Origin of the sequence: Streptomyces fractus, from assembly GCF_049844455.1 — a bacterium.
Taxonomy (GTDB): domain Bacteria; phylum Actinomycetota; class Actinomycetes; order Streptomycetales; family Streptomycetaceae; genus Streptomyces; species Streptomyces fractus.
Genome location: NZ_JBMYHI010000002.1, coordinates 1316751 through 1331947 on the forward strand (window position 1 = coordinate 1316751; position 15197 = coordinate 1331947).

The window sequence follows — 15197 nt, forward strand, 5'->3', positions numbered from 1 at the left end:
GGCCCCGGCCCGGCTCCGGGATTTCCGGACCCGACCCCGCGTACGTACGACTTCCTGATCCGGCTCTCGGACCGCCCGTCGGTCCGCCACTGTTTCAGGAACCGGTCCCACCTCCGACCCGGCCCGTCGTCCGGGCGGTGTGCCGGATCCTCTTGCCTCCGCCACGGCCACTCATCCGGCTACTGATCCGGTTGCCGTCCCAACTCCTCGATCCCCTGGCTCAGTTGGTCATCCGCCACGTCCAACGGTCCTCCGCTCGACTCCAGCCGGTACGCCGCGACCGGCGCCGTCCGTCCCTTCACCAGCCGGGGCCCCATCGGCCGCCATTGCCAGCGCTCCAAACCACTCGCCTCACCCGCGCCGTCCGCGCCCGCGGCCCGTACCGTCGCCTCCGAGGCCACCGTCGACCCTGCCGGGCGGGCCAGCGACTCCATGCGTTGCGCGAGATTGACGGTGTCCCCGACGAGCGTGTACTCAAGCCGTTCCGGGCTGCCGAGCAGCGCCGCCGCCACCTCACCGGTGGACAGGCCCACCCCCAGCCCGAACAGTGCCAGGTCGAGTGCCTGCCATCGCCGGTTCAGGAGTTCCTGGCCGCGGTGCATCCGCAGCGCCGCACGTGCCGCCCGCGCCGCGTGGTCCGGCTGTGGGTCCGGCGCCCCGAACACCGCCATCACGGCGTCCCCCACGTACTGCATGACGGTGCCACCCAGACCGAGGACCGCCTCGTTCATCGCCTCCCGGTGCGCGTTCAACTGCCCGGCCAGCACTGCCGGGTCCGTGTGCTCGGCGATGCCGGAGTAGCCCCGGACGTCGGACATCAGCACCGTGACCATCAGCCGCTCTGTGCGCTCGTCGAGCGGGCCGCCCGCGCCGTGCCCGGCCGCGAGCCGCGCCGCGACACCGCCGGGCAGCATCCGCGAGAGGGTCTCCCGCTGCTCCTCACGTGAGGCGATCGCGGTGTGCAGGCGGCGCAGCCGGTCGAGGGCGCCGCGCCGGCCCGCACCCGCCTCCTTCGCCAGCTCCACGAACAGCCGGTCCACGGCAGTGTCCACGGCCCCCGGGCTCTGGCCGAGGGCCGCGGCCATGGACTTGACGCTGCGCCCTTCCGCCACCATCCGCAGCAGCACCTCGTCGTCAGGGGCCAACTCGCCCTCGGCGCGCGCCGGTTCGAGCATGCCCTTGACGATCTGCGGGTCCAGCATCGACCCGCCGGCCGCCACCTCCCTGATCGCCCGGCCGAGCAACCCCGGCTCGGCCACCCGGTCCTTGAGCAGGTAGGCGTGGTGCGCGTCGCCGTCGGCGAGCAAATCCACGGCGTACTCCGGGTCGTCGTACTGGCTGAGCACGACGACGCCCGCGCCCGGCAGCATCGCCCGTATCTCCCGGGCACACTCGATGCCCTCGTCGGAGAAGGTCGGCGGCATACGGATGTCCGTGACCACCACCCGCGGCCTCAACCTCTCTGCCTCGGCGAGCAGTTGGGGCCGGTCCGCGGCGGTGCCGACCACCTCCACGGCGGGGTCGAGGGCGAGCAGCGCGCGGACGCCCTCGCGGACGATGAGGTTGTCGTCCGCGAGCAGCACTGTGATCCTGGCGCTCTCCTCCGGGGCCCCGTGGCCGCCCCGGCCTTCCCTGTCTGCCATGTACGGATTGAAGCGGCATCCGGCGCCGCGCCCAAGAGTGTCGCCACGACAAGGCGGCGGGTACTGGCACCCCGTCGGCGGCTCGGCTGCCCTCCCGACGGTTCACCGGCTGCCGCACTGGGGGCCGGGGGCCCCGGAGCCCTAACGTCGGTCCCGGACCTGCGCGGAAGTCGGCGCGGCCCGACCGAGGTTGAGTGAAGGAGGCCGACGGTGCAGCAGAACCGAACGACGCAGGTGGAAGGCCCGGACGGCCCCGGTACACCGGGCAGTCCGGCAGACGGCCCGCATCGACAGAGCTCGACTGGACCGCACAAGTCGCCGCCGGGGTACGTACATTCGCATGCGACCTCGGTGTCGTGGATCCCGTCCGAGGCGGTGACCGGCTACGTCCGATCGGCGTTCACCGCCGGTGTCTCGCACTACGACCCGCCCCCGCCGGAGACGGTCCCCGACCTCCACCTTCTGCGGGAGGCCGACCGGTTCCGGTTCGCCAACCGCCTGGAGTGCTGGGCCGAGTTCGCCGAGGACGGCCGCCCGGTGGCGTACGGGGTGGGCGGCGGCGGAGTGATGGGCTCGACGACGATGCGGATCGGCCCGCTCGGCGTGACGTTCTCCGCTGTGTCGATGCCCGATCTGTGTCCCGAGCCGCAGCTCGGCCCCGACTGGGTGCGCTGGACCCGGACGGCGGGCGGCCGCACCGCCTTCCCACTTCCCCGGCGCATCGCCCGGCCCCCGTACATGCGCCTGCAGTCGCCGCTGGTCTGGACGACCCTGGCACTCACCCTGCACGCCGACGGCACGTCGACCACCGAGCTGGCCGGCGCCAGCCCGTTCCCCCGGCACTGGGTGTACGGGCCGGACGGCCTGCCGCTGCTGAAGGCCGGTTTGACGCGCTGGAAGGAGTGGACCGAGCAGACCTCGCCCGAGCACACCCCCTGGGGCGACGAGGACTCGCCGGCCGTGGTGACGGCGGCGGAGACGGGCCTGGAGCGCCGCCTCTCCACGCTGATCATGCGCGGGGACTGCCGGCCGGCGGTGTTCCGGCTCGCGGAGGGAGAGGTCCTGTGCCGCGAGGGCGAGGCAGGCGACTCCCTGTACCTGCTCCTCGACGGGGTGCTGGCGGTGGAGGTGGACGGCCGGCCGCTGCCCGAGGTGGGCCCGGGCGCGGTCCTCGGCGAGCACGCGATCCTCGCCGACGGCAAGCGCACCGCCACACTCACGGCCGTGACGGACATACGTATCGCGGAGGCCCCGGAGCGGACCGTGGACCGGGAGGCGCTGGCTCAACTGGCGTGCGGGCACCGGCGGGAGGAGCGGGCGGGGGGCGCGACCTGACCGGCGGGCACCGGAAGTGTCGTAGCACGGGACGGCCGACTGCCGTGTGCGCCGAATGGATCGTGGTTGTGCCGGTCACGCCGAGGCGTACTCAGAGAGCGTCGGCGTCGGCTGGATAAACGACGTCGATGCGATCGGTGGGGACCCCGAGGGCACCCTGCAGGATGTGGCGCAGTACATCCTTGGGTACGAGGCAGTCGCCGCAGGTGCCGGCGTCGGCGGTCACCGTGACCTGGAGTCGATCGCCGGCCTCGCGGGCGTCGAGGTGGAAGCCGTCGGCCTCCAGAGGGGCGGCGGCCTTCGCCAGCGCGTGGGTGTCGAGCATGCCGGGACTCCTTGCCTACGGTGTGCGTATGACGGGCACGGACTTTCCGGACCAGGCGCCGAAGATCCGCGCCACCATCGACATCGCGGCGCCGTGGGCGCCGGTGACGAGGACCGGGATCGACTCCGGCGAGGGCAGGAAGCGGACGAACTCCTCGCCGCCGGGCGCGTCCGGAGCGGTGCCGGTGGCGTAACGGACCCCGTTGTCCTCGCCGACGCCGTCCTTGCCCGCCCGCCGCAGGTCCGCCACGGTGCGTCCGGCGTGCTCGTACAGCCAGCGCTGCACGTCCGCGCGGCCGTAGCCGGCGTCCGCGAGCTGGCGGGCGTGGTCGGGGCCGAGCAGCAGGGCGCAGGACGTGGTGCGGAAGATGATCGAGCCGGTGGCGGACATGGCGTCGGCGAGGTCCCAGAGGACCTGTTCGGCGTCGCCGGTGTGGCGGTTGTCGACGTAGGCGCTGGTGCGCAGGAGGGTCGCGGTCACCGCGTCGGCGGCGAGGCCCGTGCTCGTGGCGAGGGGTTCCCAGGGGCTGTCCTCCTCGTTCTCGCCGACGCACAGGCTCCAGCGTCCGGGCACGCCCTGGGTGGACTGTTCGAGGCCGTGCGGGCGGAGGCCGAAGGCGTTGCGGACGATCAGGCCGATGGCGCGGGCGACGGTGGCGTTGGCGCGGAAGCCGGGGCCGAGGGCGCCGCCGGCGGAGTTGAAGCCGAGGTCGGCGCGTACGGGCCCGTTGACAACGATGAGGGGGGACGGGCCGGACGTCGACTGCCAGGCGCCGCCGCGTGCGGCCCGCTCCAGCATCAGCGCCTCCCAGGCCGCCAGCACCACCGGGAAGTGGTCCGGTGCGCAGCCGGCCATCGCGGCGTTGACGGCGGCGAGTTCGACGGTGCAGGTGCGGCCCAGGTGCTCCATCTCGCCGATGATTTCCGAGGGTTGGCGGGGTGTGGTCGCCAGGAAGCGGTCCACCAGGTCCGGTGTGGGCGGTACCAGTGGCAGTCCGTCGGACCACTCATGCTCGTAGGCGTACTCGACCGCCCTCCGGGCCTCCGCGGCGTCGAAGGCGACCTCGATCGTGGGCGTCGCGCGCTTCACGCTCGTCGCGCTCATCGGCCGACGCCTCCACTCAGCCGGTCCGCGACCTCCGGCAGCAACACCCGTGCCCGCTCTGCCACTTGCCCCGGGTCGAGGACGGCCACCGGGTGGGAGGTCGTCAGGTACGGGAAGTCCGCGTCGCCGTTCAGCTCCGCCATCGCGTCGGCGCTGGCGGCGAAGGCGTCCGAGCAGATGACCGCCGTGGGGATGCCGTGCCGTTCGAGGAGGATGCCGTCCGCGACGGCGGAGCCGCTGCACGAGCCGCAGTCCCCCACGCCGGTGACCACCACGTCGCAGTGGTCGACGAGTTCGCGGAGCAGTTCGCCGGAGACGGGACGTGCGAAGTCGTGCTTGGTGTACGGCACGAGGGCCGCGGCGCCGTGCTCGGCGGTCAGCCGCGCGCCCAACTCCCGTAGCAGCAGGGCCGCGTTGTGTTTGGTGTTCTCCAACAGTCCCACGCGTGCGCCGCGCAACGGCACGCCCGCGAGGCGCGGGGCGGGCTCGTCGTCACTGGCGGGCTTGGCGGGGGAACTGCCTCCGGTGGGATCCAGGATGGTGCTCGGCACCGATACCTCCCTGGTCGGGGCGCGGTGGGAAGGGGTCGCCGCCGTCACGGCGTCCCCAATAGAAGACATCGAGATCGACGTGCGTCCATCAATTCACCGACAATATCGCGGCGGCGTCAAGGGGCCGGACGCGCCAGATCCGCGATGGTGTGGTGGTTCGCCAGGGTCGCGAGCTCCGCGTCCTCGGTCGCGATCAGCTGGCGCACCCGGAACTCGGCGAGCGGGCCGAGCCCGTCGTAGACCGCGGCGAAGACGTCCCGTGCGGCGGCCAGGGGCCAGTGCGGCGGCAGCAGCTGCGCCGGCAGGGCGGGGTCGTGCGCCATCAACAGCCGCCAGTCGGTGATGAGTTCGGTTCGGGCGAGCAGGGCCCGGGACGGGCTGACACTGCCTCCTTCGGCACGCTTGCGCCACACGCCCCAGCGCTCCGCGAACCGCTCGAAGGCGGCGGCCTGCGCGTCCAGGTCCCAGGCCTTGAGCGGGTCGCCGGCGGCCGGGGTGAGCTGCGAGGCGGCGCCGGCGAAGAGCGTCGCGGTGGTCACGCCCAGTTCCGCCAGGACGTCACGCACCTCCTCCTCGCGGCCGTGCGGCGCGACCCACACCCCGTCGTACAGCGGCGCGTAGCCCAGCCAGCGGAGCTGTTCGCGCAGCGTGTGGCGGGTGGCGCGCTGCTGCTCGGGGACCGAGAACGCCACGAGGGACCACCGCCCGTCCCAGGGCGCGCCCTCGCCGACACCGAAGGCCGCGATGCGCCGGCCGGTGTCGGCGAAGTGCCCGGCGGAGCGGGCGCTGAGCCGGTAGTAGGTGCGGCGGCCGCGCTTGTCGACGTCGAGGAGGCCGCGGCGGGACTGGCGGCTGAGCGCGGCACGCGCGGCCACCTCGCTCACGCCGAACTCTCCGAGCAGGGCGACGAGTACGGCGGAGGGAAGCGCCTCTGGGCGGCCGAACCAGTAGTCGCCGAGCAGCATCATCAGCAGGTGCTGGGGCCCGCGGGCCCGTCCGGCGGCCTCACCGGACGGGATGTCGAGGGGGTCGGTTCCGGCTGCGTCGGTCATGGCTCTCAACGTATCCACCCCTCGACCGGATCCGGCCGGCCCCCGCGGTTCCGCGACAGTCCTCGACCAGAAATATAAGACGTACTGATTGACACACGTCACAGCATACGTCTTCCATGAGCCTGGCGCCGTCCCCCTCCGCAGCACGACCCGGAACTGCCTGAGAAGGGACCTTCCCCGTGCCCCACAGCCCTGCCAGCCCCGGCGGCTCCGCGGCCGCCGACCTCGTCAACGCCCGCATCGACCGGCTGCCCCGCTGGGGCCTGAGCCGCGTCGCTTTCGTGATCCTCGGGCTCGCCTACTTCATCGACATCTACGACATCACCATCATCGGCTACACGCTCACGGCCATGACCAAGCACTTCGGCCTGAGCACCGCCGAGGTCACCGTCATGCTCACCGGCAACGCCATCACGACCGCGCTCGGCGCCTTCCTCTTCGGCTCGCTCGGCGACATCCTCGGCCGCCGCCGCACCTATCTGCTCGGCATGGCCGCCCTCGGCACCACCGCGCTGCTGTGCGCGTTCGCCTGGAGCGCGGAGTCCCTCGTCGTCCTCCGCGTCGTCACGGGCTTCGCCACGGGCGGCGGCCTGGCCGTGTGCACCTCGTACGTGCAGGAGTCCTCGCCCGCCAAGCGGCGCGGCCGCTACGTCTCCATCACCGTCCTCGCATCCAGCGTCGGCGGCCTGGCCGCCGCCCTGCTCTCCGGCTGGCTGGTGCCGCTGAACGCGGAGGGCTGGCGCTGGGTCTACGGCGTCGGCGCGCTCGCCTTCGTGCTGATGCTCGGCGCCCGGCGCAGCGTCCTTCCCGAGTCCGCGCGCTGGCTCGCCCTCAAGGGCCGTACCGGCGAGGCGAACACGATCGTCGCCGCCATGGAGTCCCGGTTGCGACGGTCCGGGCACACGCTGCCCGAGCCGGTGGTCGAGGCGAGCGAGGCGGTCCCCGCCCGCTTCCCCGTCAGCGCGCTGCTGCGCCCGCCGTACCTGCAACGGCTGCTCGTCGCGGCCGCGTTCTGGTTCGGGGTGCAGTGGTCGGTCCGCGCCACGACGACGTTCCAGCCCACCATCCTCGGCCAGTACGGGATGAACCTGTCCACGGTCGCCACCATCACCAGCGTCGGCCAGGTGGCGGGCATCGTCGGGTATCTGCTGACCCCGCTGGTCGTCGACCGCCTTGAGCGACGCACGCTGATCGTGACCGGGCTGCTCATCGCGACCGCGAGCACGGTGGTGATCACCGCGGGCGGCGGCAGCATCTTCGCCTACCTCGTCGCCGCCGTCATGCTGCACGGCTTCGCCTCCCTCATCTTCGTGCCCGGTTACAACTACGCCGCCGAGATCTTCCCGACCCACGCCCGCGCCACCGGCGCCTCGCTGGCCGGGGGCCTCGGCCAAGTGGGCGGCATCGTGCAGTCGTTGGTCCTCGTCCCGGTGGTCGCCGGCGCGGGCGCGGCCACGTCCCAGCTGCTTATCGGCTCCGGCTACGCGTTCGCCGCGCTCGTCGTCTTCCTACTGGCCATCCCCACCACCGGGCGGGCACTCAGCGCCATCAGCGCCGCCCCCGGCTCCCGCCGCAAGGCCGGCCCCACGTCCGCCGTCCCGGACCGCGAACGGGAACAGCCGCCCGTAGCCGGGACCCCCTGAGCCGCCGCCCCGTGCCGATCCTTGGAGCCGCCATGACCGCCGCATCCTCACCCGCACCCGAATCCCCGCACCAGGACTACGACTACGACTACATCGTCGTCGGAGCCGGATCGGCGGGCGCCACGCTCGCCGGGCGGCTCGCCGGCACCACCGACGCCCGCGTACTGCTGCTCGAGGCAGGACCCGACTGGCGCACCGACACACTGCCCGAGGCCTTCCGCACCGTACGGCTGAACATGGACCCCACGGCCCACCCCGAGTTCTGGTGGCAGGACGTGACCACCGTCCGCAACCCGGCCCAGGCAGAGGGCCGTTACGGCCGCGGCCGGGGCGTCGGCGGCACCTCCAACGTGAACGCCATGTTCGCCATCCGCGGGGTGCCCGACGACTACGACGGCTGGGCGCGGCGCGGCGCCGAGGGCTGGGCGTACGACGACGTCCTGCCGTACTTCGTCCGTCTCGAGGACGAGCTCGATCACCCGGATCGCCCCTACCACGGAAGCGGCGGCCCGATCCCCGTCGGCCGCACGCCACAAGCCCGCTGGGGCCCGCTCGACCTGGCCTTCGCCGAGGCCGCCCGGGACTTCGGGTACGCGTGGTGCGAGGACCACAACGCGCCGGGCACCACCGGCGTCGGCCCGTTCGCCCTCAACATGCGCGACGGCCGACGGGTGACTCCGGCCGACGGCTACGTGGAGCCCCTCCGTGGCCGCGGGGGCCTCACCGTCCGCGGCCATGCCCAGGCCGCCACCGTCCTCGTGGACCCGGCCACCCGCACGGCCCGCGGTGTCGTACTCGTCGGCGGCGAGGAGATCCGGCTCGCGCCCGGCGGCGAGGTGGTGCTCTGCGCGGGCGCCGTGCACTCCCCCGCCCTACTCATGCGCTCCGGCATCGGACCCGCCGCGCACCTGTCCGACCTCGGCATCGAGGTCCTGGCCGATCTGCCCGTGGGCCGCCACCTCCAGGACCACGGCATGCTCATGGTGCCGATCCCGACCCGCACCGACCTGCCTTCCGACCCCGACCGCCCGGTCACCAACACCATCCTGCGCTACTCCTCCGGGCTCGGCGGCGCCGGCGAGAACGACATGTTCCTGGTCCCGAACAACGGCATGTACGACAGCCAGGGCCGCTCGCGGGGGCGCGGCATGCTCGTCGCCCAGCAGGAACAGGTCTTCTCCCGCGGCGAGTTGCGGCTGCGCTCCGCCGACCCGCTCGCCGAACCCCGCATCGAGCAGCGGGTGTTCACCGATCCCCGTGACTTCGCGCGCATGAAGCACTCCCTTGAGCTGATGACCCGGTTCGCCGCCCACAAGGCCGTACGGAACCTGCTCGACGCCCCCGCCGAGATCCCCGGCCCTGATCGCATCCTGCCGGACGCCACTGACAACCGGCACCTGTCCGGCACCTGCCGGATGGGCGCCCCGGACGCGGCGGACGCGGTCGTCGACCCCGACCTGCGGGTGCGGGGCATCGACGGGCTGCGCGTCGTCGACGCGTCGGTCTTCCCCGACACACCGCGCGCCAACCCGCACCTGACCGTCGTCATGGCCGCCGAGCACGCCGCCGCCCGGATCACCGGCACGCACACCACCGCGGCCACCCCCGCCGTCCAAGGAGCACGATGACCACCACGAACACGACCACGACCGCGTCCACGTCCGTACGCGCGGCGGTGCAGACCGGCCCCGGCGCGATCGAGTTCCGCGACGTGCCCCGCCCGCGCACCGGCGCGGACGACGGGCTGCTGCGCATCGAGGCCAACGGCCTGTGCGGCAGCGACCTGGAGACCTTCCACGGCCGGGTCCCGATGCGCGCCGGCTACCCCGTCGTCCCCGGCCACGAGCCCCTCGGCGTCATCGAGGAGATCGGCGACGCGGCCGCCGAGCGCTGGGGTGTGCAGGTCGGCGACCGGGTGGCGGTGGAGGTACTCGTCCCCTGCCGGGCCTGCCGCCTGTGCCTGTCCGGGCAGTACATGTCCTGCAAGCAGCGCAAGGGCACGCACGGATACACACCCCTCGACCGGGCGCCCGGCCTGTGGGGCGGGCTCGCCGAGTACATGTATCTGCATCCGAACGCGGTGCTGCACAAGGTGCGCCGCGATCTGCCGGCCGAGATCGCGGTCATGTACAACCCGCTGGGCGCGGGCGTGCGGTGGACCGCACACCTGGGTCAGGTCGGCCTCGGTGACACCGTCGTCATCCTCGGCGCGGGCCAGCGCGGCATCCTCGCCGCGGCCGCGGCGAAGGCGGCGGGCGCGGCCACCGTCGTCGTCACCGGGCTCGCCGCCGACGCGCACAAGCTGGCGCTGGCCCGGGAGTTCGGCGCGGATCACACCGTCGTCGTCGACGAGGAGGAGGACACCGTCGCCCGGATCGCCGAGATCACCGACGGTGAACTGGCCGACGTCGTACTGGAGATGACACCGATGGCCGCCCAGCCGCTCGACGACGCGCTGCGCGCCGCCCGGCACGGCGGCCGGATCGTCGTCGCCGGCCTCAAGGGCGGCACGAAGATCCCGCTCGACTCCGACCTCGTCGTCAACAAGGCGCTCACCCTCGTCGGCGCGTACGGCGTCGACTCGCGCGGCTACGCAGAGGCCATCCGCCTCCTGGAATCCGGCCGCTTCCCCTTCACGAAGCTGCACACCCATACCTTCGAACTCGCCGACACGGTGAAGGCGTTGACCACGCTGGCGGGCGAGGTGGCGGGTGAGCGGGCGGTGCATGTGGCGGTGCGGCCGGGGGCTTGACCACGGCGTCACGTGGCGGGTGCGGCGGCGTCCCGGGGAATCGCGGCGGGACCGGCCGTGCTCGGGCGCGGGCCGCCCGTTCCGTAACTCTTCAGGTAGGCCACGCCGCACATCCCCGCGACCACCGCGCTGCCGGCGGCGACCCACCAGAAGGCGACGAAGCCTTCCGCCGAGGGCAGCTTGCCGCCGGGCAGCCGGTTCGCGACGAGGAGCGCGGCGAAGAGTGCGCCCGAGAGGGAGCCGCCCAAGCCCTGGGACAGGATCGGGGCGATGCCGTAGACGCGGCCCACGTGCTGGGGCGGGATGTCTTCGACGTACATCAGGGCCCACACCGGGCCGATCAGGCCGGTGCCCGCCCCGATGACGACGATCGCGGTGACAACGGCGGCGGGACTCCCGTGCGAGACGATGAGGAGCAGATAGCCGAGGACCTGTACGGCGGGCCCTGCCAGCAGGAACACACCTTTGCCCCAGCGGGCGGTGAGCCTGCCGATCACCGGGCCGAAGCCCAGCATCAGCAGTTCGGCGGGGAGGATGAGGAGCGCGGCCACCAGCCCGGACCTGCCGAGGCCGCCGAGGCCGGGCACGGGCGGCATCTGGAGGAACGTGGCCGTGGACGCCATCGAGCCGAAGATGGCGAAGCCCACAAAGACGGACGAGATGTTGGCGATGTTCATGGGCCGGGAGAAGAACACCTTCAGGTCCACCAGCGGTTCGCGGGTGCGGCGTTCGAGCGCCAACCACGCCGGGAACGCGAGGACGCCGACCGCGCACAGTCCGAGGAACTCGGCCGAACTCCAGCCCCATCGCGACGCGTACGAGAACGCGACGACCAGCGCGGCCACCGGGACGACGAAGCCGATCGCCCCGGGTACGTCGACCGCCCGTATGCGGCTGCCCGGAATGGTCGGCGTGGCCGGTACAAGCGTCGCCACCAGTAGAAAGCCGAGCGCGGGCACGGCCGCCGAGATCCAGAACAGGGTGCGGAAGCCGTTCGGCTCGTCCACCAACAGCGCCGCCATGATGCCGCCACCGCCCGCGCCCACGAACAGCGATGCCGCCTTGATGGGCAGCCCGATGCGGCGCAGCGCCGGGGTGAAGTGTTCATTGACGATGGCCGAGGTCATCGGGGTGGCCGCGGCGCCGACACCCTGGAGGCCGCGGCCGAGCAGCAGGGTGGGCAGGTTGCCGCTGAGCGCGGCGATCGCGCCGCCGACGACGACGCAGGCCACCGCGGTGAGCAGGATCTGCTTGCGCCAGCCGCGCACATCGGCCAGGCGGCACAGCGACGGGATGAACAGGGCGCCGGTCAGGAGGGTGGAGATGGTCACCCACACGGCCTGCACCTCGTCGAGTCCGTACTCCCGCTGCACCTGCGGCAGCAGCGGGACGAGCATGTTCGTACTGACGGCGTAGCCCAGCGTGACGTAGATGAACACCAAGAGGACGGCCTGCATGCGGCGCGCCGAATACGGTGCGGTCATCGTCGCTCCTTCGCGACTCGGGCACGGCTCAGGAAGTGGAGAGACCGAAGACGTGCTCGGCGTTGGTCTGGAAGAAAGCGCGCAACTCGCCGGCGGGGAACGGCAGTTCATCCTGGGCGCGGACCTCGTCGGCGACGTACTGGTACGGGTAGTCCATCGCGTACATCACCCGGTCCGCGCCGAGCACTTCGTGGACGAAGCGGATGGCAGGCTGCCAGGCCATGCCGGAGGTGGTGACCCACACATTGCGGCGCAGGTACTCGCTGGGCTTGAGCTCCAGCGGCGGCATCGCCTCGTAGCGCCCCGCCTTGACGCTGGCGGCGTGCATGAAGTCGATGCGCGGCAGCCAGAACGGCAGCGCCTCGCCGAGGTGGCCGACGACCACACGCAGCCGCGGGTGGCGGTCGAAGACGCCGGAGGTGATGAGACGCAGCAGGTGCATGCCGGTCTCGACGGCGAAGCCGTAGATCGCCCCGTCGAGACCGGCCTCCAGGAGTGGGCCGATAAGGCCCTTGGAGGGCGTGTTGGGGTGGAGGTACACCGGGGTGTCGAGGTCCTCGGCCGTCGCCAGGATGGGCTCGAAGCGCGGGTCGTCCAGGTACGCACCCTGGGTGTGGGAGTTGACGATGACACCGCGGAAACCGAGGTCGCGGTGGCCGCGGACGATCTCCGCGGCGGCCTTGCCCGGGTCCTGCGGGGCGACGGCGGTGAGACCGGAGTACCGGCCGGGGTGGCGGCGGCAGGCCTCGGCGAGTACGTCGTTGGCGTGTTCGGCGAGTGCGGTGGCACGGCCGGCGTCGAGGATCTGCACGCCGGGTGAGGTGAGGGAGAGGATCGCGCGGTCGATGCCGGTGGCGTCCATGTCGGCGAGGCGCCGCTCGCCGAGGTCGACGAGGCGCTCCTGCAGTAGGCGGGCGCGTGGGCTGTCACCCGCGTAGAAGCCCCAGAGGCTGGTGAAGCCGGGGTCGTCGGCCTCGCCGGATGCCAGCAACTCACGGTAGGCGGCGAGGAGTTCGGGGGTGGCGAAGGCCTCTTCGGTGGCGATGCGCAGGTAGCCGCGGCCGCCGCCGGTGGCGAGTGTGAGGTGATCACTCATGACCGCTTCCACTCCTCACCGGTGACCGGGTGCGGGTAGTGGAAGGGGACGACGGCGGCGGACGGCCACAACTCGTGCGGATTCTCGACCAGTTCGTCGGGGCCGACCGGGTTCTCCGGGTAGGCGACGTTCTCTGACACGAAGTGCTGCTCGCTGCGGGCCCATCCCGTCTCGAAGTCGGCGTGCCACAGCGGCTGGTAGTTGAGCCGCCGGATTCTCCAGACGCCGCCCTCGCGCACGTACTCATTCTCGTAGATGCCGCCCTCCCACCACTGGTCGCGGCGGCTGCGCTGCTCGCCCGCGGCCTTCACGGTGTAGTGGGTGCCGGCCTGCATGAGGGTGCGCATCCGTACCTTGGCGCTGTTGCCGTCCTCCGAGATGGTGATGACGTCCTGCAGTTGCGGGTGGTCGAGCAGGAAGCCGTGCATCGGACCGTTGCGGCCGTCGGTGAACGTGGTGCGGAAGCGCTGTATGTAGAGCCGCTCGGCACCGGCGCGGCCGCGGTAGATGCCGCCCATGAAGACAATCTCGCAGTCCTCGCTGAAGAGCTCGACGACCTCGGAGTAGAGCGTCTTGTCGAGGTAGTAGCCGTAGGCGTGCTGCAGGTTGCGGATGGCGAGCAGGGACTCGACGCGGTCGAGCCGCTGGGCGAGTTCCTCGAGGGTGACGGTCATGCTTCCTCCGTGAGGTGTCAGACGGTCCTGAGCTCGGTGGCGGTGAGCCAATTGCCGTGCAGGCCATACGGGATGCGCAGAGGGAAGCGCAGGGTGGCGACGGGCGGGCCGCTGATGTCCCGGGCGTCGAGGACGAGCAGGTCGCTGCGGTTCTCGGTGAGGCGTCCGACGACGGCGAGCACGTAGCCCTCGCCCTCTGCGGCGCCGTCGTGGGCGGGGACGAACAGGGGCTCGGCGACGGACGTGTGGTCGCCGGCGTAGTGCGTGGTGGTGACGCCGGTGCGGTGGTCGACGGCCGCGACCCAGCGGAACCCGCCGCCCGGCCGCGCCTCCCCCGGCACCTCGTAGGCCGCCATGACACCCCAGTGGTACGGGAGGGTCTCGTAACGGTCGTCCATGCGCGGGAATTCGCCGGCCGTGTCCGTCAGCCGCCGCTGAGTGAAGCCGCCGTCGGGGTCGGCGGCGGTGTCAATGGTCCAGCGGGACAGGTGGCCCTTGGTGCGCTCGGGGTCGTACGGGGCGCCGGACAGGTCGGGGAAGAAGGGGAAGTAACTGGACTCAGAGACAGGTGTGTCGATGTGGATGTGCCGACCGTCGTCCCAGGCGCCCATGATGTGGCTGGAGAATCGGTTGGACGCCCGGTACCAGCGCACGTCCCGCGAGCGACCCTTGCGCGGCAGCACCCCCAGGTACACGTCCTTCGACGGGTCCCAGGCGAAGATCGGCCCGCCGTCCCGCAACCGGTCCATGTCGCTGACCAGCGGAATGATCGGGAAGATCACGAAGTTCTGGGTGACGGCGAAGTCGTGGACCATGCTCGCGTACGGGGCCCTCAGCCAGGTCTCGTGGACGATCCGACCCTTGGCGTCGGCCTCGTAGTACGCGATGTCGGGCGTCGTCTCGCCCTTCGCCGCGTACCCGAAGAACACCATCTCGCCGGTGCGCGGGTCGAACTTGGGGTGTGCCGTGCAGGTTTCGGAGGTCAGCGCTCCCTGGAAGGTGTCCTCCCCGAGAGTCTCCAGGGTGTCCGGGTCGATACGGATCGGCGGGCTGTCCTCCTTGGCCGCGAAGAGCTTGCCCGCGTGCCAGAACACATTGGTGTTGGCCAGTCCCCGGCTCATGCCGCGCACGGACGGGTCGTCGGTGAAGGCGTTGCGGTACGCGCCGAACAGGGCCCGCCTGGCCTCCTGTTGGGCGACGAAGCGCGGTGTACGGACGTACCGGCTCTTGAAGTCGACGTGCCCGTCGCTGAAGCGCATCGACATGACCATGCCGTCGCCGTTGAACTTGATGTCGTTCGCGACCAGTGGCGGCCATTGGTGGTCCGCGACCACCCGGTAGTACGTGCCGTCGAGCTGGGCGGGCACCTCGCCCTGCACACACTCGACGTCCATGATGTCGGCCTCCACCCGCATCGGGGCACTGGCACCTGCGAACGCCGGAGTGTCCGGGAATCGGGGCGCGGGCATGCGACACCTCCAAGAGACGTGCGGGGGCGGGGAGTTGGCGGGGTGAGACCCGTCACATTCAGGTAAACA

13 protein-coding genes are annotated in these 15197 nt (G+C 72.0%); 4 read left to right on the top strand and 9 right to left on the bottom strand.

Translation table 11 applies throughout. The features are described 5' to 3' along the window. Positions 1 to 179: 179 nt before the first annotated feature. A complete protein-coding gene (locus ACP4E5_RS08020) occupies positions 180 to 1643 on the bottom strand; it encodes an adenylate/guanylate cyclase domain-containing protein (RefSeq protein ID WP_425826358.1) in 1464 nt (487 codons plus the stop codon). A gap of 351 nt (positions 1644 to 1994) precedes the next feature. Here ACP4E5_RS08020 and ACP4E5_RS08025 point away from each other — a divergent pair, with 351 nt between their 5' ends. Continuing rightward, positions 1995 to 2978 carry a cyclic nucleotide-binding domain-containing protein gene (locus tag ACP4E5_RS08025; protein WP_425826360.1) on the top strand — a complete coding sequence of 328 codons (984 nt, stop codon included), beginning with the start codon at positions 1995 to 1997 and terminating at the stop codon, positions 2976 to 2978. A 91-nt stretch (positions 2979 to 3069) separates the two neighbouring features. Here ACP4E5_RS08025 and ACP4E5_RS08030 read toward each other — a convergent pair whose 3' ends face one another. From ACP4E5_RS08030 to ACP4E5_RS08045, 4 genes are all read right to left on the bottom strand, one after another. Further along, on the bottom strand, positions 3070 to 3303 hold the full coding sequence (locus ACP4E5_RS08030; protein WP_425826362.1) for a hypothetical protein: 234 nt from the start codon (positions 3301 to 3303) through the stop codon (positions 3070 to 3072). A 15-nt stretch (positions 3304 to 3318) separates the two neighbouring features. After that, positions 3319 to 4407 (bottom strand): hypothetical protein, encoded by a 1089-nt coding sequence (locus tag ACP4E5_RS08035; protein ID WP_425826364.1) that lies wholly within the window; start codon positions 4405 to 4407, stop codon positions 3319 to 3321. Then, on the bottom strand, positions 4404 to 4958 hold the full coding sequence (locus tag ACP4E5_RS08040; RefSeq protein ID WP_425826366.1) for a UGSC family (seleno)protein: 555 nt from the start codon (positions 4956 to 4958) through the stop codon (positions 4404 to 4406). The genes ACP4E5_RS08035 and ACP4E5_RS08040 overlap by 4 nt, the downstream gene beginning before the upstream one ends. Before the next feature lie 116 nt (positions 4959 to 5074). Further along, on the bottom strand, positions 5075 to 6010 hold the full coding sequence (locus tag ACP4E5_RS08045; RefSeq protein ID WP_425826368.1) for a PaaX family transcriptional regulator: 936 nt from the start codon (positions 6008 to 6010) through the stop codon (positions 5075 to 5077). A gap of 179 nt (positions 6011 to 6189) precedes the next feature. Here ACP4E5_RS08045 and ACP4E5_RS08050 point away from each other — a divergent pair, with 179 nt between their 5' ends. The 3 genes from ACP4E5_RS08050 to ACP4E5_RS08060 are packed head-to-tail and all read left to right on the top strand — an operon-like array spanning position 6190 to position 10405. Further along, positions 6190 to 7653 (top strand): MFS transporter, encoded by a 1464-nt coding sequence (locus ACP4E5_RS08050; RefSeq protein WP_425826370.1) that lies wholly within the window; start codon positions 6190 to 6192, stop codon positions 7651 to 7653. 32 nt (positions 7654 to 7685) lie between these two features. Continuing rightward, entirely contained in the window at positions 7686 to 9281 is a 1596-nt protein-coding gene (locus ACP4E5_RS08055; protein WP_425826372.1) for a GMC family oxidoreductase, read from the top strand. After that, positions 9278 to 10405 carry a zinc-dependent alcohol dehydrogenase gene (locus ACP4E5_RS08060; protein ID WP_425826374.1) on the top strand — a complete coding sequence of 376 codons (1128 nt, stop codon included), beginning with the start codon at positions 9278 to 9280 and terminating at the stop codon, positions 10403 to 10405. Before ACP4E5_RS08055 ends, ACP4E5_RS08060 begins: the two co-directional genes overlap by 4 nt. Before the next feature lie 8 nt (positions 10406 to 10413). Here ACP4E5_RS08060 and ACP4E5_RS08065 read toward each other — a convergent pair whose 3' ends face one another. The 4 genes from ACP4E5_RS08065 to ACP4E5_RS08080 are packed head-to-tail and all read right to left on the bottom strand — an operon-like array spanning position 10414 to position 15128. Next, entirely contained in the window at positions 10414 to 11889 is a 1476-nt protein-coding gene (locus ACP4E5_RS08065) for an MFS transporter (RefSeq protein WP_425826376.1), read from the bottom strand. Between the two features lie 28 nt (positions 11890 to 11917). After that, entirely contained in the window at positions 11918 to 12985 is a 1068-nt protein-coding gene (locus ACP4E5_RS08070) for an amidohydrolase family protein (RefSeq protein WP_425826378.1), read from the bottom strand. Beyond that, on the bottom strand, positions 12982 to 13659 hold the full coding sequence (locus ACP4E5_RS08075; RefSeq protein WP_425826379.1) for a nuclear transport factor 2 family protein: 678 nt from the start codon (positions 13657 to 13659) through the stop codon (positions 12982 to 12984). The genes ACP4E5_RS08070 and ACP4E5_RS08075 overlap by 4 nt, the downstream gene beginning before the upstream one ends. A gap of 17 nt (positions 13660 to 13676) precedes the next feature. Beyond that, on the bottom strand, positions 13677 to 15128 hold the full coding sequence (locus tag ACP4E5_RS08080) for a carotenoid oxygenase family protein (RefSeq protein ID WP_425826381.1): 1452 nt from the start codon (positions 15126 to 15128) through the stop codon (positions 13677 to 13679). Positions 15129 to 15197 lie beyond the last annotated feature (69 nt).